The 25,708-nt window shown below is 52.7% G+C and carries 24 protein-coding genes; 7 read left to right on the top strand and 17 right to left on the bottom strand.

Annotation, left to right across the window (positions count from 1 at the left end; translation table 11 throughout):
• From GFC06_RS16925 to ttrS, 5 genes are all read right to left on the bottom strand, one after another.
• Positions 1-2,103 (bottom strand): aldehyde ferredoxin oxidoreductase, encoded by a 2,103-nt coding sequence (locus tag GFC06_RS16925; RefSeq protein ID WP_153690748.1) that lies wholly within the window; start codon positions 2,101-2,103, stop codon positions 1-3.
• A gap of 119 nt (positions 2,104-2,222) precedes the next feature.
• Positions 2,223-2,849, bottom strand: a complete 627-nt coding sequence (locus tag GFC06_RS16930; protein ID WP_038640293.1) for a ferredoxin-like protein — start codon at positions 2,847-2,849, stop codon at positions 2,223-2,225.
• Positions 2,850-3,331: 482 nt separating this feature from the next.
• The gene (fumD, locus tag GFC06_RS16935) at positions 3,332-3,541 is read right to left on the bottom strand and encodes a fumarate hydratase FumD (RefSeq protein ID WP_003029345.1); all 210 of its coding nucleotides are present in this window, start codon (positions 3,539-3,541) and stop codon (positions 3,332-3,334) included.
• A 92-nt stretch (positions 3,542-3,633) separates the two neighbouring features.
• Positions 3,634-4,218: a tetrathionate respiration response regulator TtrR gene (gene ttrR, locus GFC06_RS16940; protein WP_103766242.1), complete on the bottom strand. Its 585-nt coding sequence runs from the start codon at positions 4,216-4,218 to the stop codon at positions 3,634-3,636.
• A complete protein-coding gene (gene ttrS / locus GFC06_RS16945; protein WP_228522562.1) occupies positions 4,193-5,926 on the bottom strand; it encodes a tetrathionate respiration histidine kinase TtrS in 1,734 nt (577 codons plus the stop codon). Before ttrS ends, ttrR begins: the two co-directional genes overlap by 26 nt.
• A gap of 227 nt (positions 5,927-6,153) precedes the next feature.
• On the opposite strand from ttrS, the gene ttrB reads away from it, so the two are divergent.
• Genes ttrB through ttrA form a run of 3 tightly spaced genes read left to right on the top strand, consistent with a single transcriptional unit; the run spans position 6,154 to position 10,975 of the window.
• Positions 6,154-6,888, top strand: coding sequence for a tetrathionate reductase subunit TtrB (gene ttrB, locus GFC06_RS16950; RefSeq protein ID WP_019076686.1), 735 nt, complete (start codon positions 6,154-6,156; stop codon positions 6,886-6,888).
• Positions 6,889-7,911 (top strand): tetrathionate reductase subunit TtrC, encoded by a 1,023-nt coding sequence (ttrC, locus tag GFC06_RS16955; protein WP_153690415.1) that lies wholly within the window; start codon positions 6,889-6,891, stop codon positions 7,909-7,911. It begins immediately after the preceding gene.
• Positions 7,904-10,975, top strand: coding sequence for a tetrathionate reductase subunit TtrA (gene ttrA, locus GFC06_RS16960; protein ID WP_153690416.1), 3,072 nt, complete (start codon positions 7,904-7,906; stop codon positions 10,973-10,975). The genes ttrC and ttrA overlap by 8 nt, the downstream gene beginning before the upstream one ends.
• Positions 10,976-11,049: 74 nt before the next feature.
• Here the strand turns inward: ttrA and GFC06_RS16965 are convergent, their stop codons facing one another.
• From GFC06_RS16965 to GFC06_RS16975, 3 genes are read right to left on the bottom strand one after another with little or no spacing between them, the layout of a single operon-like run.
• The gene (locus GFC06_RS16965) at positions 11,050-11,862 is read right to left on the bottom strand and encodes a MetQ/NlpA family ABC transporter substrate-binding protein (RefSeq protein ID WP_003029358.1); all 813 of its coding nucleotides are present in this window, start codon (positions 11,860-11,862) and stop codon (positions 11,050-11,052) included.
• 21 nt (positions 11,863-11,883) lie between these two features.
• On the bottom strand, positions 11,884-12,552 hold the full coding sequence (locus GFC06_RS16970; protein WP_016152914.1) for a methionine ABC transporter permease: 669 nt from the start codon (positions 12,550-12,552) through the stop codon (positions 11,884-11,886).
• Positions 12,545-13,567, bottom strand: coding sequence for a methionine ABC transporter ATP-binding protein (locus GFC06_RS16975; protein WP_016156371.1), 1,023 nt, complete (start codon positions 13,565-13,567; stop codon positions 12,545-12,547). Before GFC06_RS16975 ends, GFC06_RS16970 begins: the two co-directional genes overlap by 8 nt.
• Positions 13,568-13,941: 374 nt before the next feature.
• Between GFC06_RS16975 and ynhH the strand changes: the two genes are divergently transcribed.
• The 3 genes from ynhH to lpp all read left to right on the top strand — a co-directional run bounded on the left by ynhH (position 13,942) and on the right by lpp (position 16,102).
• Positions 13,942-14,136: a protein YnhH gene (gene ynhH / locus GFC06_RS23475; protein WP_242637968.1), complete on the top strand. Its 195-nt coding sequence runs from the start codon at positions 13,942-13,944 to the stop codon at positions 14,134-14,136.
• Between the two features lie 7 nt (positions 14,137-14,143).
• Positions 14,144-15,556, top strand: a complete 1,413-nt coding sequence (gene pykF / locus GFC06_RS16980) for a pyruvate kinase PykF (protein WP_016152912.1) — start codon at positions 14,144-14,146, stop codon at positions 15,554-15,556.
• A gap of 309 nt (positions 15,557-15,865) precedes the next feature.
• Positions 15,866-16,102, top strand: a complete 237-nt coding sequence (lpp, locus tag GFC06_RS16985) for a murein lipoprotein Lpp (RefSeq protein ID WP_003029373.1) — start codon at positions 15,866-15,868, stop codon at positions 16,100-16,102.
• A gap of 68 nt (positions 16,103-16,170) precedes the next feature.
• Here the strand turns inward: lpp and ldtE are convergent, their stop codons facing one another.
• The 8 genes from ldtE to GFC06_RS17025 all read right to left on the bottom strand — a co-directional run bounded on the left by ldtE (position 16,171) and on the right by GFC06_RS17025 (position 24,469).
• Positions 16,171-17,175: a L,D-transpeptidase LdtE gene (ldtE, locus tag GFC06_RS16990; RefSeq protein ID WP_046274681.1), complete on the bottom strand. Its 1,005-nt coding sequence runs from the start codon at positions 17,173-17,175 to the stop codon at positions 16,171-16,173.
• Positions 17,176-17,292: 117 nt separating this feature from the next.
• On the bottom strand, positions 17,293-17,709 hold the full coding sequence (gene sufE / locus GFC06_RS16995; protein WP_016152910.1) for a cysteine desulfuration protein SufE: 417 nt from the start codon (positions 17,707-17,709) through the stop codon (positions 17,293-17,295).
• Between the two features lie 12 nt (positions 17,710-17,721).
• Positions 17,722-18,942: a cysteine desulfurase SufS gene (gene sufS / locus GFC06_RS17000; protein WP_049281885.1), complete on the bottom strand. Its 1,221-nt coding sequence runs from the start codon at positions 18,940-18,942 to the stop codon at positions 17,722-17,724.
• Positions 18,939-20,210 carry a Fe-S cluster assembly protein SufD gene (sufD, locus tag GFC06_RS17005; RefSeq protein ID WP_047417792.1) on the bottom strand — a complete coding sequence of 424 codons (1,272 nt, stop codon included), beginning with the start codon at positions 20,208-20,210 and terminating at the stop codon, positions 18,939-18,941. The genes sufS and sufD overlap by 4 nt, the downstream gene beginning before the upstream one ends.
• A complete protein-coding gene (gene sufC, locus GFC06_RS17010) occupies positions 20,185-20,931 on the bottom strand; it encodes a Fe-S cluster assembly ATPase SufC (protein ID WP_016152907.1) in 747 nt (248 codons plus the stop codon). Before sufC ends, sufD begins: the two co-directional genes overlap by 26 nt.
• A 16-nt stretch (positions 20,932-20,947) precedes the next feature.
• On the bottom strand, positions 20,948-22,435 hold the full coding sequence (gene sufB, locus GFC06_RS17015; protein WP_153690417.1) for a Fe-S cluster assembly protein SufB: 1,488 nt from the start codon (positions 22,433-22,435) through the stop codon (positions 20,948-20,950).
• Between the two features lie 8 nt (positions 22,436-22,443).
• Positions 22,444-22,812 carry a Fe-S cluster assembly scaffold SufA gene (gene sufA / locus GFC06_RS17020; protein ID WP_153690418.1) on the bottom strand — a complete coding sequence of 123 codons (369 nt, stop codon included), beginning with the start codon at positions 22,810-22,812 and terminating at the stop codon, positions 22,444-22,446.
• 769 nt (positions 22,813-23,581) lie between these two features.
• Positions 23,582-24,469, bottom strand: coding sequence for a LysR family transcriptional regulator (locus tag GFC06_RS17025; protein ID WP_153690419.1), 888 nt, complete (start codon positions 24,467-24,469; stop codon positions 23,582-23,584).
• A 122-nt stretch (positions 24,470-24,591) separates the two neighbouring features.
• Between GFC06_RS17025 and GFC06_RS17030 the strand changes: the two genes are divergently transcribed.
• Entirely contained in the window at positions 24,592-25,443 is an 852-nt protein-coding gene (locus GFC06_RS17030) for a Vmh family MBL fold metallo-hydrolase (RefSeq protein WP_153690420.1), read from the top strand.
• Between the two features lie 67 nt (positions 25,444-25,510).
• On the opposite strand, the gene GFC06_RS17035 is transcribed toward GFC06_RS17030, so the two are convergent.
• Entirely contained in the window at positions 25,511-25,699 is a 189-nt protein-coding gene (locus tag GFC06_RS17035) for a YdiH family protein (protein WP_029139522.1), read from the bottom strand.
• Positions 25,700-25,708 lie beyond the last annotated feature (9 nt).

Consider the following 25,708-nt stretch of genomic DNA (forward strand, 5'->3'; position numbering starts at 1 on the left):
TTACGCCGGCAACAGATCTTGTGCAGCCAAATCAGCGGCTACATCTTCAAGTCCGAGTCGGTTCAGGGTTTCACGCGTTGGGCAACCCAGCTCTGGATCCCAGCCCATTTCCTGATAGAACATCGTCAGCGACTGACGCATATCCTCCCGGTCCATCTTGTCGGTCCCTTCAGTGAAGACCGGGATCTTCGGATCTTTATCAAACACCCAGGAGCAGATGAGATCGTGCTCATTGCGCATATCTTTGGTTTGCATCAATTTGACCGTATAGGCACGGTGCAGAGTAAAGATGCGTTCAGCGGCCAGGTCCAGACTCGCCTGCGTGGTTTCATCGCCGGTGACCGCCTGGAAGAATTTTGCTTCCAGATCCAAATCGCCGCGATAGTTACGGCTCTTGAGTGGTGAAACCGTCATCGGCCACACCCAGTTGCACAGCGTAACCGCGTTATGCAGACAGACTTTCAGCAGCGTCCATTTGGCATATTTGATCTTGGCGGCATTGATCGGGGTGTAGTTTTTGGTTTCGTCGTATGCATCCTGCGAACCAAATAGCTCGCCCGCCACTTCGCGCTGTAATTTCAGCGGTAAACCGGAACCGATGAAGTTGATATGGGTGTGCGCCATACAGTCACGGTTAAACATACAGTTAGTGATAGCCCCCACCTGTGCAGAGGCCTCGTTTGCATGGTGGACAGGGAAACCAAACGGCGACCACAGTTTATTTTTGGCATAACCCCAGTACTCCTCGCCCAAATTCCAGCGTTCAGCAATGGCATACGATCCGTCCGCAAGATGGCTGAGTTCCCCCACGCGATGCGCCAACCGGTAGTAAAAATCCTTAATAAAATGAGGATCGCCCGCTTCCAGCTGATCCCAGCGGATCTCCGCATACTCTTCAGCTGGCAGTACGCGCTTAAAGACGCCTTTCGAATAGCAGTAAGTAAAATCACGGTGCAACTGCCCGTAGTTACACCAGATGCCATAATCGTCAAACAGGTTCAGACCAATCAGATTTCCCACCACGCGCCCATCGTCTTTATCGTCGAAATCTTTCGGGCCATTGGGGAAAATGGTGGTGTGGACAAAGTTCGCCACGCAGGTGTTACCGCCGGTACTTGGCACGCCAAAATCTTTCACCCGCGGGACATTGAGCTGCGACATACAGCGAATGGGGCATGAATGGCAGCCGCTCATTTTGACCGTGTATTTCTCAGCAGCTGGCCCCAGATCGAATACGGATTTATAGGTACGGAAACCCACGGTATTCTGGTTACCCGGCGGGATTTCCCCGGTTTCGATTGGTCCCCCTTCTGCCGCGCCCCAGAACAGTCCCTTACGGGCCGTCCAGCGCGAGTTTGGCGAAGAGTATTCTGCCCAAGCCTGCGGGGTGCTTGGCACAACGTGGTTGTTGTTGGCACCGATGAGCTCGGTCATCATGTAATCATTGAGCCGCTTCATCTCTTTGCGATCGGCAATATTGACCCCTTTGGTCCCTTCTACCGCAATAGCCTTCAGGTTTTTCGACCCCATTACCGCGCCAGTACCGGCGCCTCCGCTGTGGTTGCGACTGTTGATCATGCAGGAGAGCGGCACCAGATTTTCACCCGCCTGACCAATAGCGGCGACGCAGGTTTCCGGGCTGGTAATGCGGCAAATCTCTTCGGTTGTGGCGCGCGTTCCCTTACCCCACAGGAAATCGGCTTTTTCGATGCTGACCTTTTCATCTTTGATGTTGACCCAGACAGGCGTCGCGGACTTGCCTTCGATAATAATGGCGTCGTAACCGGCGAATTTCATTTGCGCAGCGAAGAAGCCGCCCATATGAGCATCCACCACTAAATTGCCTTTGGTAAAAGTCGATAAGGAGGTGATATTGACGCGGGAGCTACAAGGGGCACCAGAGCCCGTTAATGGCCCGGTGGCGAAAACCAGTTTATTCCCTTCATCAAAAGGCATGGTGCCTGGCGGGACTTCGTCGTACATAATTTTATAACCAAAGCCCATCCCGCCGACAAATTTTTTAAATTTACTGGAATCTTCAAGGGTGATATTCCCCGTGGTGAGATTGACCCGTAAAATATTACCTGTCCAACCATTAGCCATCATGTTTTCCTTTGCAAGAAGGTTTAATAGATATACCCGCCATCCTTCAGGCAGTTTTTTTTGCAAAACTGCGATATTTTTGGCAATTAATGACGCGTATCAGGTATGCCTGCTATCTATCAAACAGTAATATCTTTCCACTCGATAATTTTTAATGCCCCAGTCGGACAAGCATTGGCGCACTCCCCACATAACACACATTTTGAGGATTTTTTTGTTTCGGTATTCACGGTCGCCATCATCCACGGGCAGGCGGTGGTACAAGCGCTGCAGCCAATACAACGTTTATGATCCACCGCAATACAGCCGTCTTCCTGTTTCCAGGTAATAGCACCAATGGGGCAGACCTTCATGCATTGCGGATCTTTGCACTGACGACAGGTATCAGCGGTATAGTTTAAATCGCCATACAGTCCGCCACCGGACCCGACGCCATCATCGCCAAAGAAGTAGTTGCGATGGATTTTTATACGGGAAAAGAAAGTCCCCACGGCACCATCGTTATAGTTGGTACAGGAAATTTCACAGCGGTGGCAGCCAGTACAGCGCGCTCGCTGGGTCACCAGCACCCCTTTCGGCGTATTGATAAGCCCCACGGTACCGCTGTCGATATCTTCCTGCTTACAGCCAAAAAGTGATAACAGTGCAGGGGCGATGGTTAATCCCGCCAAACCTTTTCCTGATATCCGCAGAAATTCAAGCCGCGTTAAACCACAATCTAAAAATGGACGATCAACCTGATTCATTTATTTCGCATCCTCTTCGCAAACGCTGTGTTAGCAACACCTCCAGGCTAAATTAAACCCGTGCAGCTCAAGCCATTTCGGGCGGTTAATGTTGCCAACAACACGTAAATTTTTGCCCTAACCTGATCGCGTAAAATGACGGTGGTTAAACTGAATGAATCTAATCCTTTAGGGTTAGGCGTAAAGATAATGTGGTTATTCAGCGCTCATAGTTTTGATCGTCATCAATTAAAAAACGGAAGGGAAATAATTAATGTGGAGTGAGATTTATTATCATTAAGATAAGTTGAAATAATATTTCACATGCTTTGCAAATATTTGTGACTCTACTCGCATGTATATTTTAATATATCATTCGGAATATAATTCAATATACAGCGAAGGTTACTCTTCTAATTGCAGCACTAAATTATTTATATTGATAGATTAACGTGACGAGAATAAAAGGACGGCGAACGAGACCACCATCCTCTTTTTGTGGATTAACCGGCTAATGCTTTAATGACGGTCTCAATAGCCTGTTTTTCTAACTCGCTACGCTTCACGCGCTGGTTGGCAAGGGTGGTTCTCAGTACTCCCGCAATGACGATATGCTTAGGCTCTTGTCCCAGATCGCGCATTTCCAGCACTACTTTACCGACAACTCTGCACATTTCACGGTACAACTCATCGTCTTTGGTCTGATTTCCCATTTTTTCCCGCTCGTCATTAACTCAAACCAACAGCATATATCAGTCTGACGGATTAGACAAAATTCAATGAAAATCAAATAAATGTCATAAATTTACTGAATCCTCTGCAGTCGATTAACCAGTTCAGCAAGACTCCCCGCCTGCATTTTTTCCATCACCCGCGCCCGATGAACCTCAACCGTACGCACGGCAATATTCATGGCATCAGCAATTTCCCGATTCATTAACCCTTTTGCTACCAGTTGCGCCAGCTCTCGCTCCTTTGGCGTAAGCTGCTGATAGCAAACCACGATCTCTTGTCGCGAAAAGGCGGCGTGAGAAATCTGCACTGCATGCTCTAACGCCGCTTGCAGAGGCGCGGCGGAAACCGGCTTTTGCAAAAAATCGACCGCACCGCGTTTCATTTGCTCAACCGCCATCGGCACATCGCCATGCCCGGTGAGGAATACCACCGCCAGCGTACTCTCACGCTGGCGCATGGCTTCATGCACAGCATGCCCATCCAGTACAGGCATACGCATATCCAGCAAAAGTACGCCCACCTGGTGCAGATTTGCCTCAGCGAGGAATGTTTCGCCTTGCTCCCAGCAACACACCTCATATCCCAGACTTTCCAGTAAAAACGCGCAAGCCTGGGTGACGGCAATATCGTCATCCAGCAGATGAATGATTGCCACGACGGCCTCCCTCCGGGTTTTGCTTAAAATGTAATGTCACTACAACGCCCGCTTTTTCATCTGGAGCCTGATGATTTTTGATCTCAATGTCTCCGTTTGCGTAGCGCACCAGCCGCTGGCAAATGGCTAGCCCCAGCCCCATGCCCTCTTTACGGGTGGTCATAAACGGCTGAAAAGCCTGGTACAGCTGCACCTCATCAATACCTCCGGCGTTATCCTGCACCTGAATACTCACATCACCATCCTCACGCTGAGCGCTAAACCACACGGTGGTTGCCCCCGCCTGGGCGGCGTTGAGAACCACATTGGCCAGTACCTGTTCGAGGAGAACACTCGGCAACGTTAATGTTAACGCCTTACCGATCTGCGTTTGCAGCGCTACCGCCGGAAATTGCTGGGGCATGCGTAATAATTGCCAGACGTGATGGATAGCATCATGAACGTTGACGACCTGCCAGTCATCGGTCATCACCGGATTGCCCTGTGCCTGGCTGACCCACTGGCGAAGATTGTGCAGCGTATCAGCCCCCCGCTGCGCCTGGGTATCAATGTGCTCCAGCGCGGGCAGCAGCGGATGCTGTTGATCCTGATTACGCAGGCGGATCAGACAGCCCTGCGCATAATGACGGATAGCCGATAGCGGCTGATTGAGCTCGTGGGCAAAACCCGACGTCATCTCGCCAAGCACGCTCATTTGGCGAGCGGTTTCCAGCTCCTGTTCCTGTTTGCGCAACAATACGTTGTTTCGCTCCAATTGCCTGCCGCGTCGGCGGACCAGCAGCATCACCCAGATGTAATTGAGCGTCAGCAACAACAGTACGAGAGCCGCGGCCCCCATCGCCAGCCGATGTTGAATAAACCAGCTTTTGACATCCAGCCACAGCTGGCGCTGCTGCGGATGCTGGCGGACATCGCGCAGCAACGCTTCCACTTCGCGGGTCGAGGCGGGCGCCCCCCAGCGAAACGTCGCGTTTTGCGGCGCGTTGAACAGAGCCCGCGTGACGCGATCGGCCAGCTCGTCGCTTACCGCAGGCAGTGCCGCAAATGACCAGTCAGGATAGAGCGGCGTACTGGTTAAACAGGGAATCGACGTCGGATGGTTAAGCACGGCCGTAAAATCTGTTTTACGAATAAGCCCTTCTTCGTCCATTTTTTCCAGTAGGCACACCGGCACAATCACCGCCTGCACGGCTTTTTCGCGTAATAAATAGAGTAAGGCATCGGCGGGAAATCCGGTAAACGTCAGGCGCAAATCGCGCTCCGGGCGCAGGCCGGCATCGCTGAGCGCTTTATATCCCAGCAAATAGCCGCCAAATGCCTGAGCGTCAATGGCACCCACCGTTTTGCCGATCAGATCGTGTGCGGAGGTTATCCCGCTATCGCGCCTGACGAGGATCGCGCTGCCAATCACATTACTGGTGGCTTTCCCCCCGCGAGTAGAACGGAGTGACGCCAGCCAGCGTAGCGCAGCACGGTTGTTTAGTTGAACAAATTGCGCCGGATTAGTGACCACAAATTGTACCGTTCCACGATTCACCGCCTCCTGCATCTGCCGCAGGTCCAGCGGTTGAATATGAAACTGTTCGCCGGGAATTTGCTGATTCAACAGGGTTTCCAGCGGCTGCCAGTGATTACGCGTGGAGACCTCCCCACGCATCGCCAAAACGCCAATGTTCCATGTCTGAGCCCTGACCACACCGCTTAGCATCCATAGCGATACCAGCACCGTCAGACATTTTGCTACGTTGCGTCCCACTCAATTATCCCTGTCAATTATGTTGTTTTAGATCAACAACAAGCCGGGTATGTGGTTAACCACAATAGAGTACCCCCCGTCACGATTTTTACACTGTAAATCATCAAGATTCTTTATTCATCACACGCAAACCAACGGCGTGACCAATGTTTCGTTGTTGCATCGTGACGGGAGAAAATATGGACAGCAGTAAACGGCAGTTTCTCCAGCAACTGGGCGTCCTGACCGCTGGCGCATCACTGGTACCCTTGGCTCAGGCGCAATTTCCCTTCTCGCCTGAACGCCATGAAGGCTCACTTCAGCATCGCTACGCCATGCTGGTTGACCTGCGACGCTGTATCGGCTGCCAGGCCTGTACTGTCAGTTGCGCCATTGAAAACCAGACGCCGCAGGGTGAATTTCGCACCCTCGTTAACCAGTACCAGGTGCAGATTGAAGGTCAGCAGAGCGTCACCAACGTCCTGCTGCCGCGGCTGTGCAACCATTGTGATAATCCTCCCTGCGTGCCCGTTTGCCCGGTACAGGCTACTTTCCAACGCGAAGACGGCATTGTGGTGGTCGACAACACGCGCTGCGTGGGCTGCGCCTACTGCGTGCAGGCCTGCCCTTATGATGCGCGATTCATCAACCATGAAACACAAACCGCCGATAAATGTACCTTTTGCGTTCACCGCCTCGAAGCAGGCCTGCTCCCGGCCTGCGTGGAATCCTGCGTCGGCGGCGCGCGCATCATAGGCGATATCAAAGATCCGCACAGCCGGATTTCTCAAATGCTGCGTGAACACCATGACGCCATCAAAGTCCTGAAACCGGAAAACGGGACATCACCGCACGTGTTCTATCTGGGTCTGGACGAAGCGTTTGTAACCCCGTTGATGGGACGTGCTCAACCCGCTCTCTGGCAGGAGGTTTAAATGAACCATTCACTGGTTATTGAAGAGGTTCTGGCCCATCCCCAGGACGTAAGTTGGTTACCCTGGGCCGTACAATATTTCTTTTTCATCGGCATTGCCGCCTGCGCCGCGCTGTTCGCCTGCGTGCTTCACTGGCGTAAACAAGAGATGCCGGAACTGGAAAACCTGACGCTGTTAATCGCCCTGACCTGCGCGATTACCGCGCCGCTGGCGCTGACCGCTGACTTACACCAAACCGCCCGCGTCTGGCATTTCTACGCCTGGCCGACGCCGTGGTCCTGGATGCCCTGGGGCGCGCTGTTTTTACCGCTATTTACCGGCTTCTTAGGTCTGTGGTTTCTAGCGCAGCATGTTAAACGGTTAACGCTTAAAAGTTACAGCGTCACTAAGTGGCTGGCGATAGGTAGCGCCTTGTCAGCCATCGGGTTGCTGGTATACACCGGCCGCGAAGTGTCGGTAGTGCAGGCGCGTCCTGTCTGGTTCAGCTACGCCTTTCCGGTTGCGATGTTCCTCAGCGCGCTGCAAACGTTTCTCGCCCTGCTCATCGCCGCGACAAAAAGCGAGGGAACATTGGCCCGCAAACTGGCGTGGGGGCAGACAGTCACCCTGATGGTACTGGCTTTGGTCGTGGTGATATGGGTGAGCGGCAATACGCTTTCCGGTTCGGCTATTCGCCAATGGCTGAACGTTGCCCCGTTAGCACGACACTACGCTATCGGTTGGGTTGCGCTATGGCTTGTTTCGCTTGTCCTGTGCGGGCTGGTGCTCCGTAACCCCTTATCGCTGCCGCTGCGCATATTACTTGCATTTAGCGCGATGGCGCTGTGCTGGCTGATGCGCTGGACGTTACTTATCCAGGTGCAGACCGTACCGAAATTTAACGCGCTGTTTAATCCTTATACCCTGCCCGGTGGTACCGATGGCTGGCTGGCCATTGTGGGCACCTTCGGCCTGTGGATAGCACTGATCATTATTGTTCGTGAAGCCCTGAACGCGATCGCAAGGAGAATGCAACATGGCTAATTTAACCCGTCGTCAGTGGCTTAAAGTAGGCCTTGCCGTAGGTGGCATGGTGACTTTTGGCCTGAGTTATCGGGATGTGGCAAAGCGCGCGATAGACGGTTTGCTGGACGGCTCCTCGGGCAAAATTACCCGAGACCGCATCTTTGGTAACGCCCTCATCCCCGAAGCCAATGCCCAGCCGCGCTGGCAGCAGAACCCGCAGCAGGTTATCTCAATGACGCAGTGCTTCGGCTGCTGGACGCAGTGTGGCGTGCGGGTGCGCGTTGACAGCGAACAAGGCAAGGTGTTGCGCATTGCGGGCAACCCCTATCACCCATTGTCTCACGAGCACCATATTGACGCCTCCGTCCCCTTTGCCACCGCAATGGAACAACTGGCGGGCGAAACGGGTCTTGACGCGCGTTCCACGGCCTGTGCCCGTGGCGCAACCTTACTTGAAGGTTTATACAGCCCGTTACGCATTCTCCAGCCCATGAAACGTGTCGGCAAACGCGGTGAGGGAAAATGGCAGCGCATCAGCTTCGAACAGCTGATCAAAGAGGTGGTGGAAGGCGGCGACTTGTTTGGTGAAGGCCACGTTGACGGCTTGCGGGCAATCCATGACACCAACACGCCGCTTGATGCCAGGCATCCCGGCTATGGCCCTAAATCCAATCAACTGCTGGTCACCAATACCAGCGATGAAGGACGTGATTCATTTTTGCGCCGCTTTGCATTAAATAGTTTTGGCAGTAAAAACTTCGGCGCTCATGGCGCTTACTGTGGTCTGGCATACCGGGCCGGTTCCGGTGCGTTAATGGGCGATCTGGATAAAAATACCCACGTGAAGCCCGACTGGGACAATGTCAAATTCGCGCTATTTATGGGAACGTCTCCGGCGCAATCCGGTAACCCGTTTAAGCGCCAGGCTCGCCAACTGGCCAGCGCCCGTTTACGCGACGACTTCCGTTATGTGGTGGTGGCACCGGCCCTGCCATTGACCACGGTGCAGGCTGACAATCGCGGCCACTGGCAGCCTGTACGTCCGGGAAGTGACTCCGCGCTGGCGATGGGGATGATCCGTTGGATTATCGAAAAACAGCGTTATAACGCCGATTATCTCACCATTCCCGGCGTACAGGCCATGCAGCAGGCCGGAGAAAAAAGTTGGACTAACGCCACGCATCTGGTGATTACCGATGAGCTTCCAACCCTTGCCGGACAGCATTTAACCCTCGCGCACCTGAGCGCAAACGCCGCCCAGGAGCCGGTGGTCATTAACGAGGCCGGCGAAATTGTCGCCGCCAGCAGTTGCCCACGCGCGCAGCTGTTCGTCACCCGCCAGGTCACGCTGGCAGACGGTCAGACGGTGACGGTAAAAAGCAGCTTCCAGTGTCTGAAAGAGTCCGCCGGGAAACTAACGCTGACGCAGTACAGCCAACAATGCGGCGTGTCTGAAGCTGACATTGGCGCCCTGGCCGACGCGTTTACCCGCCATGGCCGCCAGGCAGCGGTGATTACGCACGGTGGAATGATGGCAGGCAATGGATTTTATAACGCCTGGGCGGTGATGATGCTCAATGCGCTGATTGGCAATCTCAGTCTTGAAGGCGGCGTGTTTGTCGGCGGCGGCAAGTTCAATGGCGCCACCGACGGTCCGCGCTACAACATGGACAGCTTCGCCGGGAAGGTAAAACCAAAAGGATTAAGCATCGCGCGCAGTAAAACTGCTTATGAGTCTTCCGAAGAGTATCGCAATAAGGTGGCCGCCGGACAATCGCCTTTCCCGGCCAAAGCCCCGTGGTATCCGTTTGTCGCAGGCCAGCTTACCGAACTCCTCGTCTCGGCGCTGGAAGGCTACCCTTATCCGCTGAAAGCCTGGATCTCCAACATGACCAACCCGTTCTACGGCATCGCAGGGTTGCGCGGCGTGGCGGAAGAAAAGCTCAAGGATCCTGCGCGTCTGCCGCTGTTTATCGCTATTGACGCCTTTATGAACGAAACCACGGCGCTGGCCGATTACATCGTGCCAGATACCCACAACTTCGAAAGTTGGGGATTCAGCGCCCCGTGGGCCGGCGTTGCCAGTAAAGCCACCACCGCGCGTTGGCCGGTAGTGACAGCGGCAACCAGCAGTACCGCTGATGGTCAACCCGCCTCGATGGAATCTTTCTGTATCGCAGTGGCAAAACGTATCGGGCTCCCCGGATTTGGTGACAATGCGATTACCGATCTGCAGGGCAATCACTATCCGTTGAATCGTGCGGAAGATTACTACCTGCGACTCGCCGCCAATATTGCGTTTATGGGCAAAGCGCCGGTCGCTGAAGCGCAACCGGAAGACATAGCGCTGACTGGGGTACAGCGGATCGTGCCGGTGATGACCCAAACGCTGAAAGCCGATGAAATCAGCCGGGTGGCGTTTATCTACTCCCGCGGTGGGCGTTTTGCGCCGGACAACAGCGGGCGGGTTGAGAATCGGATAGGCAATGCGTGGGAAAAACCGCTACAAATCTGGAATGCGGACGTCGCCGCGCACCGCCATGCAATTACCGGCGAGCGCTACAGCGGCTGCCCGGCCTGGTATCCTTCACGCCTGTCAGATGGGCGTGCGGTCGAGGAGTTGTTCCCGGAACAAGAGTGGCCGCTGAAACTGATTTCTTTTAAATCCAATACCATGTCCAGCGCCACGGCGGTGATCCCCCGTTTGCATCATCTGAAGCCGGTTAATCTGGTGGCGCTTAATCCGCAGGATGGTCAACGATATGGTTTAGCGCACGGCGATATGGTGCGTATCACCACGCCTGGCGGTCAGGCGCAGGCGCAGATAAGCCTGCTTAATGGCGTGATGCCGGGCGTGATCGCCATTGAACACGGTTATGGGCATAAAGAAATGGGCGCGGCGCAGCATACGCTCGACGGCAAGCCGATGGCGTTTGACGCACAAATAAGGTCGGGGATTAATCTCAACGATTTGGGCTTTGCGGATCCTACCCGGCAGGTAGCCAATACCTGGCTTGACTGGGTGTCAGGTGCAGCGGTGCGCCAGGGGTTGCCAGCGAGGATTGAGCAAGTGAAACTCTAGCGCCGGATGGCCACACCAACGCGTTTTATCCGGCCTACAGAACATCGTAGGCCGGATAAGGTAACGCCAGCGGATCAGTTATTTACCGGGATCACCGCACCTTTATATTTGGTGCGGATCCAGTCCTGGATCTCTTTTGAGTGCAGGACATCAACCAGCGCCACGATATCTTTTTTCTTCTCGTCGCCACGATGCACGGTAATGATGTTGGCATACGGGTTGTTTTCACCACTTTCGACAGCGATAGGATCTTTCACCGGATCCAGCCCGGCGTCGATGGCGTAGTTGGCGTTAATCACCACCGCATCGCCTTCGTCGTTGTTATACATCTGCGGTAACAGCGCGGCTTCCACGTTAGGCAGGAACTTCAGTTTTTTCGGGTTCTCGACGATATCGCTAATGCGCGCGGTGACTTTATCCACGCCCGGCTTCAGCTTGATTACGCCCTCTTTTTCGAAAATCGACAGAATACGGCCTTCCTCAGATACCGCATCGCGCATGATGACCTTGCCGCCTTCCGGCAGATCTTTAAGCGATTTCACTTTTTTCGAATAGATCCCAATTGGCTCGATGTGAATCGCTCCGGCACTGACGAAATCGTAGGTTTTATCGCCCGCATGATCTTTAATCACGCTGTTCAGGTACGGAATATGCTGGAAGTAGTTAGCGTCAATCTCACGGCCAGCCAGCGCGGTGTTGGGCAGAATGTAATCCTGGAACGGTTTAATCTCTAAATCGATCCCCTGCTTCGCCAGAATAGGCTTAGCCTGCTCAAGGATCTCCGCGTGCGGCACGTTTGAGGCGCCAACGGTCAGAGTATCAGCCCAGGAGGCAAAGCTCAGGGCGCTTAAGGTTGCTGCGGCGAGTAACGTCAGTGATTTTTTCATGATAATGGTTTCCGTATTTTATTAGCGTTTATCTAACAGAGAGGTGATCACATCGCCGCAAAGCTGGATGATGAAGACAATGAGCAAAATCGTCACCGTCGCCACCAGCGTGACGTCGCTGTGGTTGCGCTGGAATCCTTCCAGATAGGCCAAATTCCCTAAACCACCGGCACCAATCACCCCTGCCATCGCGCTGTAGCTGACCAGCGCAATCAGCGTCACGGTGATCCCGGACACCAGAGCAGGAGAGGATTCCGGCAGTAAAACCCGAAAAATAAGCGTGCTTAGCCGTGCGCCCATCGAACGCGTCGCTTCAATAACGCCTTTGTCGACTTCACGCAGGGCTATTTCGACCAGACGCGCATAAAACGGTGCGGCCCCTACGATCAGCGCAGGCAACGCGGCATTAGCGCCGAGAATGGTGCCAACCATCGCTTTGGTAAACGGGATCAGCAGCACGATCAAAATGATGAACGGGATGGAACGAAAGATATTCACCACCAGCGAAATAACGCTATACACCGCGCGATTGTGAAACAGTCCGCCGCGTGCGGTCAGGAACAGCGCCAGACCAAGTGCAACGCCCAGGACAAAGGTCGCCGCGCCAGAAAGGACCGTCATGTAGAGCGTTTCCTGGGTTGCTGCCAGCAGTTGCTCCCACTTCAGATGAGGAAACAGTTCTTCAGCCATGGTTGATCACCTCGCCTTCAATGTCGCTCTGGCGCAGATCGGCCAAAATATTGTTCAATTGTTCCTCAGAGGCCACAACGTGCACCCAAAGCTGACCAAACACACCGTGCGCGGTTTGCGTCATCTTGCCGTGTAAAATGTTAAACGGCAGGCCATAGCGCAGGGTCAATTCGCCAACCACAGGCCGATGCGTACGTTGCCCGGTAAACGTTAGCTTGATCACCACACCGCCCAGCTCGCGGGCCAACTGTGGGTTAAACTCGTCTTCTTCGGTGTACTGACTCACCTGACGAACGAACTGTCGGGTGATCGGCTGCTGCGGATGGGTAAAGACGTTGAGCACGTCGCCTTCCTCAACGACCCTGCCGTTTTCCATTACCGCGACGCGATCGCAAATTTTGCGTACCACGTGCATTTCATGCGTGATCAGCACAATGGTTAATTTGAAGCGGCGATTAATATCGAGCAGCAAATCGAGGATCTGATCGGTAGTTTGCGGATCCAGCGCCGAAGTGGCTTCGTCACACAGCAGAACGTCAGGATTGTTCGCCAGCGCACGGGCAATTCCTACCCGCTGTTTTTGCCCACCGCTAAGCTGGGACGGATACGCATTTTCACGACCGCTCAGCCCCACCAGCGAAATCAGTTCAGCAACTCGCGCTTTAATTGATGCTTTTGGTGCTCCAGCAATTTGCATAGAGAACGCAATATTTTCACTAACCGTTCGTGACCACAGCAAATTGAAGTGTTGAAACACCATGCTGATTTTCAGTCGCGCCTGACGTAAAGATTCCCCACGGGCGGCAGAGATATCGTGGCCGTTAATCGTTACGCTGCCTGAAGTCGGTTTTTCCAGACCATTAAGTAAGCGTATTAAGGTGCTTTTCCCCGCCCCGCTGTAACCAATAATTCCGTAAATCTGTCCCTGTTCAACCGTCAGGTTGACGTTATCGACAGCGGTAATGGCAAGCCTGCCTGGCGTAAACACTTTCGAAATATTTTTCAGGACAATCATGTCGTTTAGGTATCCGCTGCTGCTTATTGTTCTGCTGCTAGCGCTTTTGGCTGTTTAGCAGTATGGATGTCCAAACGAGTGTAATCAGTGAGATTAGCTTTTAAAATGAATTAAAACGCATTTGATATAACTTTTAGAAATATGTCGGTTTGGTCGGCGTTATACACAAAAAGTCAGGGATTGGGATGGCAATTACACCTTGTTGCGCAACAAATGCTGCTGCGAATAACCTCTTTATCCATACCTGGAAACAAATTAATGAATATTTTCTGTAAAACTGCACAGAAGTGTTTTGAAACGCTGTTTCCATTTTCCTTTTTGATAATTTTCAGCGTATAATGCGCGCCAATTGTCTCTTGAATGGTTTCAGCACATTGACCTGTAAAACTCAACGACTACAAAACTCACCATCCCGTTGGGCTGAAACACAAGCACACATTCCTCTGCACGCTCTTTCGATGTCACCTATCCTTAGAGCGAGGCATCACAACTTTCGTAACTCAGGTTTAGCTTCCCGTCCGTGCGCGGCGGGAGCCAGATTTCCATATCCTTCTCAACTTAAAGACTAAGACTGTCATGAAAAAGACGAAAATTGTTTGCACCATCGGTCCGAAAACCGAATCCGAAGAGATGTTAACCAAAATGCTGGACGCGGGCATGAACGTCATGCGTCTGAACTTCTCCCATGGGGACTATGAAGAACACGGTCAGCGCATCAAGAATTTGCGCAACGTCATGAGCAAAACTGGCAAGAAAGCCGCAATCCTGCTCGACACCAAAGGTCCGGAAATCCGTACCATCAAACTGGAAGGCGGTAACGACGTTTCCCTGAAAGCGGGCCAAACCTTCACCTTCACCACCGACAAATCTGTGGTCGGCAACAACGAAATCGTTGCTGTTACTTATGAAGGCTTCACTAAAGATCTGTCCGTCGGCAATACCGTTCTGGTTGACGATGGTCTGATCGGCATGGAAGTTACCGCTATCGAAGGTAACAAAGTTATCTGTAAAGTGCTGAACAACGGCGACCTGGGCGAAAACAAAGGCGTTAACCTGCCGGGCGTTTCCATCGCGCTGCCAGCACTGGCTGAAAAAGACAAACAGGACCTGATCTTCGGTTGCGAGCAAGGCGTTGACTTCGTTGCAGCATCCTTTATCCGTAAACGTTCTGACGTCGTTGAAATCCGTGAGCACCTGAAAGCGCACGGCGGCGAAAACATCCAGATCATCTCCAAAATCGAAAACCAGGAAGGCCTGAACAACTTCGACGAAATCCTCGAAGCATCTGACGGCATCATGGTTGCTCGTGGCGACATGGGCGTTGAGATCCCGGTTGAAGAAGTTATCTTCGCGCAGAAGATGATCATCGAAAAATGTATCCGTGCACGTAAAGTCGTTATCACTGCGACCCAGATGCTGGACTCCATGATCAAAAACCCGCGTCCGACCCGCGCTGAAGCCGGTGACGTAGCGAACGCCATCCTCGACGGTACCGATGCAGTAATGCTGTCTGGCGAGTCTGCAAAAGGTAAATACCCGCTGGAAGCCGTCACCATCATGGCAACCATCTGTGAGCGTACCGACCGCGTGATGACCAGCCGTCTGGACTTCAACAACGACAGCCGTAAACTGCGCATCACCGAAGCCGTTTGCCGTGGCGCGGTTGAAACTGCAGAAAAACTGGATGCTCCGCTGATCGTTGTAGCAACCCAGGGCGGTAAATCTGCTCGCGCAGTACGTAAATATTTCCCGGATGCCACTATCCTGGCGCTGACCACCAACGAAACTACCGCGCGTCAGCTGGTGCTGAGCAAAGGCGTAGTTGCACAGGTGGTTAAAGAAATCAGCTCTACCGATGATTTCTATCGTCTGGGTAAAGAAGTCGCTCTGGAAAGCGGTCTGGCTCAGAAAGGTGACGTTGTGGTGATGGTTTCCGGTGCACTGGTTCCGAGCGGCACGACCAACACGGCATCCGTTCACGTGCTGTAATAATTCCAACGCGAATTAATTTGCTTAAAAAAGCGCCCTGGTGGCGCTTTTTTTATTTTATCGATAGCTACAATTAATAAAAAATCAAATCGGATTTCACTATCTAATCCGTGATTATCTAAGATGAATCCGATGGAAGCTTTCTGTTTTCACTCGGGTTTTTAGCCGTTTTTGCACAATTCGATGCTTCTTTGAGCGAACGATCAAAAATAAGTGCATTCCCATCAAAAAAATATTCTCAACATAAAAAACTTTGTGTAATACTTGTAACGCTACATGGAGATTAACTCAATCTAGAGGGTATTAATAATGAATCGTACTAAACTGGTACTGGGCGCGGTAATCCTGGGTTCTACTCTGCTGGCAGGTTGCTCCAGCAACGCTAAAATCGATCAGCTGTCTTCTGACGTTCAGACTCTGAACGCTAAAGTTGACCAGCTGAGCAACGACGTGAACGCAATGCGTTCCGACGTTCAGGCTGCTAAAGATGACGCAGCTCGCGCTAACCAGCGTCTGGACAACGCAGCTACTAAATACCGCAAGTAATAGTATCTGTGTAATAAAAATGGCGCACATTGTGCGCCATTTTTTTTGCTCTGAATTTCCCTTCCCTGTTATTGCGTAGCGCGCACCTCTGCATCCTCTCCCGGCACGCCATTCTGTGCAGACTTCACTTCCGTGCCATTGCTTACGACCGACGCTTGCCCGGCCGTTACGGTGACCGGATAGCCCGCACGACGATACAAGGCTCTTTCCACCAAACTGTTATCCACGGCTTTATTGTCTTTAAACTGGGTAAAACCGGCTGGCAGCACATACGGCATGGTCTGGACGTTTTGCTCCTCTTCCGGCGACAGCGGTCGATGCACCTCGACATAGCGCATTCCGTTCGGCTCTATCGAATATTTTATCGGCTCATTAATCACCCGAACCGGCGTTCCTGTCCGGACCTGAGCAAACAGTGCTTTGATGTCCGGCGCGTTCATGCGAATACACCCAGAACTTACGCGCAGTCCCACGCTGTCAGGCGCACTGGTGCCATGGATCAGATATTCACCGTTTCCATGCGCCAGACGCAGTGCAAAGCGTCCTAACGGGTTATTTGGCCCGGCAGGTACTACCGGCGGTAATGTTATGCCGCGCTCCAAAGAGCGTTTACGGATGCCTGCTGTAGGGGTCCAGGTCGGATTCGGGATTTTCTGCCCAACCCGGGTTTCCATTACCGGCGTTTCCAGCCCCTGCAAACCGATACCAATTGGGAAAACCTGAACAATATTCTCTCCCGGCGGGAAGTAATACAGACGCAGTTCCGCCAGATTCACAATAATGCCTTCTCGTGGTGCATCCGGTAGCAGTAATTGCGAGGGAATAGTAATCAGCGTTCCGGGTTTAGGTACGGGGGCAATCGTATTATTGGCTTCAAGGATCAGCATTGCGGCGGTATCAAACTTACGGGCAATCGCCTGTAGGTTTTTATCGCCTTCCTGCACGGTGTAAGTTTGATTTTGCCCAACAAGACGGCTGTTCGCCTGAGGCAAAGGATAATCGACCGCCCATGCGGCCTGAATAGCGCTGTAAGCGCCGATTAGCATTAACGTAATAACAGACGCGCGTTTCATACTCACCCCCCTGGCGTTCCTGCCGGACGGCGTCGAGCGCCCGATCCGGCCTACGAGTCACTGCGTTGCACTACCTCACTCTTTCACGTCGAGCTGAAATTGACGTGTTTTATCAGTTTAGCTAAGAGTTGCGGCTTTGGTGCGAATAGCCCGAATCATCGCCTCCAGCCCTTGTGAACGAGACGGTGTGAGATGCTGTGCGAGCGCCATTTTTTCAAACCACGGACGCACATCAAAATTCACAATATCCTGGGCGGTCATGCGGTCATATAAAATGAATACGACAGCGATAAGCCCTTTCACAATTGCCGCATCGCTGTCGCCCTGTAATTCAATAATTCCTTCAGCATTCTGACGCATGACAATCCATACCTGACTTTGACAGCCCTGGATGCTATTTTCCGTATTACGATCGTCGTCGTTTAATTCCGGCAAACGCTGACCCAGTTCAATAATGTACAGGTATTTCTCTTCCCAATTAGCGCAACGCAGAAAATTACGCAACAACTTTTCTTTATCCGGTAGCGCAGCCATAACGCCTCCCTGTTATCCCAGTAAGTGATGAATACGCTTGAGGCCCGTTACCAGGCGATCCACTTCTTCGTGGGTGTTGTACATGGCAATCGACGCCCGGCACATCGCAGGAACGTTATAGTAGGCCATCAGCGGCATGGCGCAGTGATGCCCTGTCCGCACGGCAATGCCATAGTTATCAAGAAAACTCCCGACGTCATAGGCGTGATGTTTGCCGAGGTTAAACGCAATCACCCCCAGACGATTATCCGGCCCGTAGAGCGTTAAATCCGGCACATCCGACAACTGTTCCAGCGCATAGCGCATCAGGAATTGTTCATATTCGCTGATTTCAGTAAGCCCCAGCGCGGAAACATATTCAATAGCCGCGCCGAGTCCAATAATCCCCCCGGTGTTTGGCGTTCCGGCTTCAAACCGCCAGGGGGCTTTGGCCCACGTCGTCCCCTGGCTCAGGCTCACCGTCGCAATCATCGACCCACCGCCTTCCCACGGCGGCATCTCTTGCAGCAACGACTCTCTAGCATACAGAACGCCAATACCGGTTGGCCCGTAGAGCTTGTGCCCAGAGAAAACATAGAAGTCGCAATCCAGCGCCTGCACATCCACCTGATGATGCATAACTGCCTGTGCGCCATCCACCAGCACTTTCGCGCCGTATTGATGCGCCAGCTCAATCATCTCAACCAATGGGTTTTCCGTGCCCAGCACGTTAGACACATGGGTAATCGCCAGCAGTTTCGTGCGATCGTCAAACAGCGTCGGCAACGTTTCCAGTTGCAACGTCCCCTCTGTATTGAGCGGAATAACGCGCAGTTCTGCACCTACGCGGGCGCACAACATCTGCCAGGGCACAATATTGGCGTGGTGCTCCATTTCGCTGATGATAATGTTATCGCCCGCCCGCACATTGCTGCCGCCCCAGCTGTTAGCCACCAGGTTGATACCTTCCGTTGTGCCGCGAACAAACACCAGTTCTTCAGCTGAACGGGCATTGATAAACAGCGAGGCGAGCTTGCGCACATTCTCCATTTTTTCCGTGGCCTGCGCGCTCAGCGTATGGATCCCGCGGTGGACCGCGGCATAGCCGTGACGGTAAAACTCGGCTTCGGCATCAATCACCTGGTTAGGCTTTTGCGCGCTGGCGGCGCTATCCAGATACGCCAACGGTAAACCGTTCACTTCGCGCGTCAGGACCGGAAAATCAGCCCGCACTTTTTCAATGGGAAATGTCATGCTACGCCTCCCGGCAAGCGTTGGGCGATCCGTGCCAGGACCTGTTGTTTCAGCGTTTCCTCGCCCAGGGCTTCCGTCAGCTCAGCGGCAAACGCATAGAGAATCATTTGTTGGGCATCCTGCTGGCCGATCCCGCGCGAACGTAGATAGAACATCTGCTCGTCGTCGATCCGCCCTACCGTCGCCCCGTGGCTGCATTTCACGTCGTCGGCGTAAATTTCAAGCTGCGGCTTGGTATCCACTTCCGCCAGTTTTCCGAGCAGCAAATTATTGTTGGTCATCTGACCGTCGGTTTTAATGGCGTGCTGAGCGACGTTGATCAGGCCATTGAATACCGCGCGCCCCTTATCGCTGACAATCGTTTTATGCAGTTGTCGACTGTTGCAATATCCCTTGTTGTGCGCAAGCCAGGTGCGGGTATCGCAGACTTCATTTTTCACCGGCATCGCCAGGCTGTTAAGCCGAAGCGTGGTGTTTTCGCCGTTAAGCTGGGTGCTGGTGTTATGGCGCAACACCGCATCACCGAGTAAAAAGCTGTGGCTGGCGGCCGTGGCATCAGCGCCCAACTGAATATCATTATGCGCGAAGTGGTGGCTGAGCGGATTCTCAAACGCCAGTTTGATGTGGCGCAAGTGTGCGTTTGCCGCGACGTTCATCGTTAATCGTGCACCGGTAAAATGGCGATATTCGCTGAGGCTGACATAGTGTTCAATGACGGTGGCTTCTGCGCCTTCTGCCAGATCCAGATGGTGGCGATAGTGCGCCGTGTTCACCTCATCACCCGCCAGCCCCTGGGTAATGTGCAGCAGCAGCAATGGTTTTGCCGGTCGCTGGTTACGCTTCACCTGAATGTGCGTTACGCTGCGGGAGAGGCTTTCGGTCAGGTGCAGAAAGACTTCCGGTTGGATAGCCGCCGGTAGCGACTGGCGCACATCATCAACGGTAATGTTAAACCCGCTACCTTCTGCGCTGTCGCTGAGCGTTGGACAGAATTGCCCGTCAACAAACACCAGGCGGACAGCATCAATAGCCGGCGCTAACGCTTCACACTGGGCGGACGTTATCTCAGTGACATGACTGACAAACTGGCTGTTGGTTAATCCTTCCAACGGCGTGTATTTCCAGTCCTCATGCTTACGCGTTGGCAGTCCCAGACGCAGCATCTGCTGCAGGTGCTGCTGGGCATGGTGCGAGCGCGTCTCCCCTTGCGTTTCAAACAGATGATGCCACTGTTGCAGCACGTTACTGCTGTTCGCTAAGCCAGCCATAACCTTGCTCCTCCAGTTGTTTGACCAGCGTGAAATCGCCGGATTTCACAATTCGCCCCTGGTAGAGAACGTGCACATAATCGGGTTTGATGTAATCCAGGATGCGCTGATAGTGGGTGACGATAATGAATGAACGTTGCCCGTCGCGCAGCGAGTTCACGCCATCCGCAACGACTTTCAGCGCGTCGATATCCAGCCCGGAGTCCGACTCATCAAGAATGCACAGCTGAGGTTCCAGCACCGCCATTTGCAAAATGTCATTACGCTTTTTCTCGCCACCGGAGAAACCAACGTTGACCGAACGCGTTAGCAAATCTTCCGGCATCTTCAATAACGCGATTTTCTCTTCCATCAGATCCTGGAAGTCAAACCTGTCCAGCGACTCTTCACCACGGTAGCTGCGCACCGCATTCAGTGCCGTTTGCAGGAAAAACTGATTACTGACGCCGGGGATTTCTACCGGATACTGAAATGCCATAAAGATCCCTTCACCGGCCCGGTCTTCGGGTGACAGTTCCAGTAAATCCTTACCGTTGAATTCTACCGTCCCGCCGGTGACTTCGTAGTCATCTCGCCCGGCGAGCGTTGCGGAAAGCGTACTTTTCCCGGAGCCGTTCGGCCCCATAATGGCGTGTACCTCTCCGGGGCCAATATCCAGGCTCAGCCCACGCAGGATCGCCTTATCTTCCACACTGACCTGTAAATTTTTAATGCTTAACATGTGCTTTCCTTAAATTTTAACCGACGCTGTGTTCAAGACTTATGGCGAGAAGTTTTTGCGCTTCAACGGCAAATTCCAGCGGCAGTTCAGAGAACACGTCTTTACAGAAACCATTGACGATCATCGAAATGGCATCCTCTTCGCTGATGCCGCGCTGCAAACAGTAAAACAGCTGGTCTTCACCAATGCGCGAGGTCGTAGCTTCATGCTCAAGCTGGGCGCTGTTGTTACGACACTCCACATACGGGAAGGTGTGCGCTCCACAATCCGCGCCAATCAGCATCGAGTCGCATTGGGTATAGTTGCGGGCGTTGGTTGCGGTCGGCATGATCTTCACTAAGCCGCGATAGCTGTTTTGACTGTGTCCCGCAGAGATCCCTTTCGAGATAATGGTCGATTTGGTGTTCTTGCCGATGTGGATCATCTTGGTGCCGGTATCGGCCTGCTGGTAACCACTGGTCAACGCGACGGAGTAGAATTCGCCGATAGAGTTGTCGCCGCGCAGAATACAGCTTGGGTATTTCCAGGTAATGGCCGAGCCGGTTTCCGACTGCGTCCACGACATTTTGCTGTTTTCGCCTTCGCACAGAGCGCGCTTGGTGACGAAGTTCAAAATGCCGCCGGTGTTACCGTCACCAGGGAACCAGTTTTGTACCGTCGAGTATTTCACTTCGGCATCTTTGTGGATGATGACTTCCACCACCGCGGCATGCAGTTGGTAGCTATCGCGTACCGGGGCTGAACAGCCTTCGATATAGCTGACGTAACTGCCCTCATCCGCAACCAGAATGGTGCGTTCAAACTGACCGGTTTTTTCCGCATTTATACGGAAATAGGTCGACAGTTCCATTGGGCAACGCACACCTTTCGGGACATAAATAAACGTGCCGTCGGAGGCCACCGCCGCATTCAGCGCCGCAAAGAAATTGTCATTACCCGGGACAACCGTACCCAGATATTGTTTTACCAGCTCAGGGTGATCGTGAATCGCCTCACCAAACGAACAGAAAATAATGCCCTGTTCCGCCAGTTTATCGCGATAAGTTGTCGCCACCGACACCGAGTCAAAAATGGCATCAACCGCCACCTCTTTGCCTTCGCGGACCGGCACGCCAAGCTGCTCGAATGCGTCCTCAACTTCTTTACTTAAAAACGCATTCGCCCCCGTTTGCTGCACCGCGCCCGGCTCAGACGCGCAGGTTTCATCGCAATTACCGCAGGACGGCGCGGAGTAATAACTGTACTCCTGATAGTTCAGCTTATCGTAATGCGCTTTTAGCCAGTGCGGCTCTTCCATGTTTAGCCACGCTTTAAAGGCATTCAGGCGAAATTCCAGCATCCAGTCGGGTTCATTACGTTTTGCCGAAATCGCGCGCACGACATCTTCGTTAATCCCTTTCGCCAGCTCATCGGTTTGTAGATGGGTGAAGAAGCCCTCTTTGTAATTAAGGTGCCCGCCAGCCCAGGTGTTGACATCGTCAGTTGCTTCAGTATTACGAGACATAGTACCGCCTATACCCCAAAACTTTCGCCACAGCCGCATTCGTTCTGGGCTTTCGGGTTATGAAATTTAAATAGCTGATTTAATCCTTCGCGCACGAAATCGACTTCTGTGCCGTCGATGAACGGCATCGCCTGTAACGGTACATAAAGTCTGGCCCCCTCCGTTTCAAACAGCAGATCGTCTTTTTCCACCTGGCGAACGGTGTCCAGCACGTAGCCAAATCCCGCGCATCCCGTTTGCTTCACGCCTAAACGCACGCCTAACATATCGGGTTGCTTTGCCACCAGCTCGCGGATGTGCGCCGCAGCCGCTGGCGTTAACGTCAGACCACGCCAGGCAAAATCGTCCGGGTTAAATGTTCCTGAATGCAATTCCATAGGGTTACCTCGAGTCACTAGCTTTCAAGCTATAACAATATGTTAGTGATAATGATTATCACTTCAACCCCTCAACAGCAGGGGCATTCGGGTTAATCGCCCTTTTTGACCCCTTTTACTAAGCATAGACCCTGCTGCGTGGGTTAACAGGGATGGATTTTTTTGTTCAATGCATTGATTAATAATGGATTAAGTAATTTCAATCGGCGAGACAGGTCGATAATCAAAAGATGTATAGAAAATGACTATTTCTGTGATAGAAGGGGTAACTTCCTCTGTCAGGCTATACCTAACCAGGGAGTTATCAGAGATGAGATTCGCAGAGCGGTGAACGGACAAAAGTTAACGGCTGGCTAACCACCCATTGCCATTTTTCACTCGCCCGTAGGCAGGGGTTATATTATTTTCAAGCTGATACGGTGACCAGAACAGCACACACAGTAATGATTTACCAAAGCGTCTGTTCTGCATTCTCTGTGCGATATAAAGCGGTTATGATTCTTTAAACTTAAATGTCACCACGGGTATTTTTTGACAACACCGGTCTGCAGACTCACGGCAAGTAGGTACAATCCCGTTCGGGCACTACGTGAAGACAACAAAAAACCCTTAAGGCTGCTTGCTGGCAGGCTTAAGGGTTCCGGCCCCATCCGGCGCTTATCTCCGGCACTCACGATGGCTTAGCTCTTGAAGGGGCGATAAGAATAATCTCACTTCCGGATATGTTTTGTTTAACACAAATTGCGATTTGACTATTTTATAAGCGTATTCAATCAATTATTAGGCGCTGTTTTTCACTGAGCGCGTCCAGCAACAGGCGCAGTCCTGCAGGCTGATGCTCCCGCGAAAGATATAAACCATAAATTGGCAGGCTTTTAGGTTGAAGCTCGGGCAAGAGTCTAACCAGCTTTCCCTGTGCCAGCCCTTCCCGCGCCTCCAGTTCCGGCACCTGCGCAATGCCCGTTCCCGCCAACGCCGACTCACAGAGCAACGAAGAGATCCCGGCGCTCAAATTGCCTTTAATCGCAACAGCGGCAGCCCGCCCCTGGGCATCCAGAAAGTGCCAGGATTTTCCGGCAAACCCGCTGTAGTACAGACAATTATGCCGCGTAAGGTCGTCGATAGTCTCAGGAGTGCCATGTTGATGCAGGTACTCTACTGACGCGCACAGTACCGATTTACAGTCGCCAAGGCGACGGGCGATAGTTCCAGGTTCAGGGTTTTCCGTTATACGGATCGCCACATCAATGCGTTCTCCCACGAGGCTTACCGGTTGATTATTGATCTCCACCTCGATACGCAGTTGCGGATACTTCGTCAGAAACGCGGGCAGTACCGGCGCTAAAATATGCATAGCTGTAAAATGCGCACAGGCCACACGTAGCGTGCCAGAGGGAGTTTGCGCGGCGCTGGCGGCACCAATATCCAGCGAAAGCTGCGCCAGAGAACGCGTTTTCACTAATGCCTCTTCACCCGCTGGCGTGATCGTCAGACGGCGCGACGAGCGATGGATAAGCCTTGCACCCGCCCATTTCTCCATCTCGTCGAGGTAACGACTGACCATCGGACGGGAAAGCCCCAGCGCACGCGCGGCGGCGCTCAGACTGCCCAAATCACAGATATGGTTGAATACCGTTGCCGCCATCACTCTGTCCATTACATCCCATCCGATCGTTTTATGAAACTCAGCATGTCCTAATAAGGGAATTCTAACAGATCCGAATTTCCTTAAAATACAGGAACTATCAAAAGACAATTTCCTGCACAAGGATACCTGGCATGAAAGTTAAAACGCTGGCCCTGCTGTTACCTCTGTTCGCCTCTTCAGCCTTTGCCGCGACGCTACAGCTGGACGTCTACAATCCACAGGACAAGGCTATTTTCCCGGTCTCTTCAACGCTGGTTTCAGGACCGAAAGAAGCAATATTGTTTGACGCACAGTTCAGTACTAAAGATGGTGAACAGCTGGTGCAGATGATTCGCGCCAGCGGTAAAACGCTGAAGGCCATCGTGATCACCTCCGGCGATCCGGATTTCTATTTCGGACTGCAGCCTATCGTCAAAGCCTTCCCACAGGTAAAAGTCCTGGCAACACCGCACGTAGTAGACCATATCCGTGCCACCAAAGAGGCCAAACTGCAATTCTGGGGTCCGCAAATGAAGGATGGCGCACCAACATCGCTCACCGTTCCGCAAGCAACAACGCAAACGCATTTCACGGTTGATGGTGAAACGCTGGAGCTGCGCCACCCTAATGATTATGCAGCCTATGTCTGGATCCCGGCGAACCGTGCCATTATTGGCGGTACCGGCGTGGCGTCTGGTATACACGTCTGGACGGCGGATACGCAATCTGCAGAACAGCGTAGCGCGTGGCGTAGCGTACTGGGCGAAATGCAGAAGTTACAACCCACCCAGGTGGTCCCGGGGCATTACATCGGCGAACGCCCTGCGAGCGATAAAGCGATTCGCTTCACACAGGGCTATCTGCAATCGTTTGAGCAGGCGTTAGGGGCGAAGAAAGGTTCGGATTATGTGATTAAAACCATCACCGCGGCATGGCCAGGTCTTGCAGACGCAAGTTCTCTGGAGCTAAGTGCGAAGGTTAATACTGGTGAGATGAAGTGGTGATTGAGATTTAACGCAAAAAATAACCCCGAACGCGTGTCGGGGTTTCATTACGATAAGCATACCGGAATCAATGAACGCCCATGCGCCAGGCAAAATAGATCTCTTCTTTTAGTTCAGTCGAAGAAAGCGTCAATAAATCCGCGAACTCCAGCTCTAACTGTTTCAGTCTTTTCAGGTACTGAGCTGGTGAAAGATCGGTTTTATCACGACGTAAAAACTCTATTGCCAGTTGGGCCGGGTCTAATTGGGTAGACATATCATCCTC

The sequence above is a fragment of the Citrobacter braakii genome, from assembly GCF_009648935.1.
GTDB lineage: Bacteria > Pseudomonadota > Gammaproteobacteria > Enterobacterales > Enterobacteriaceae > Citrobacter > Citrobacter braakii.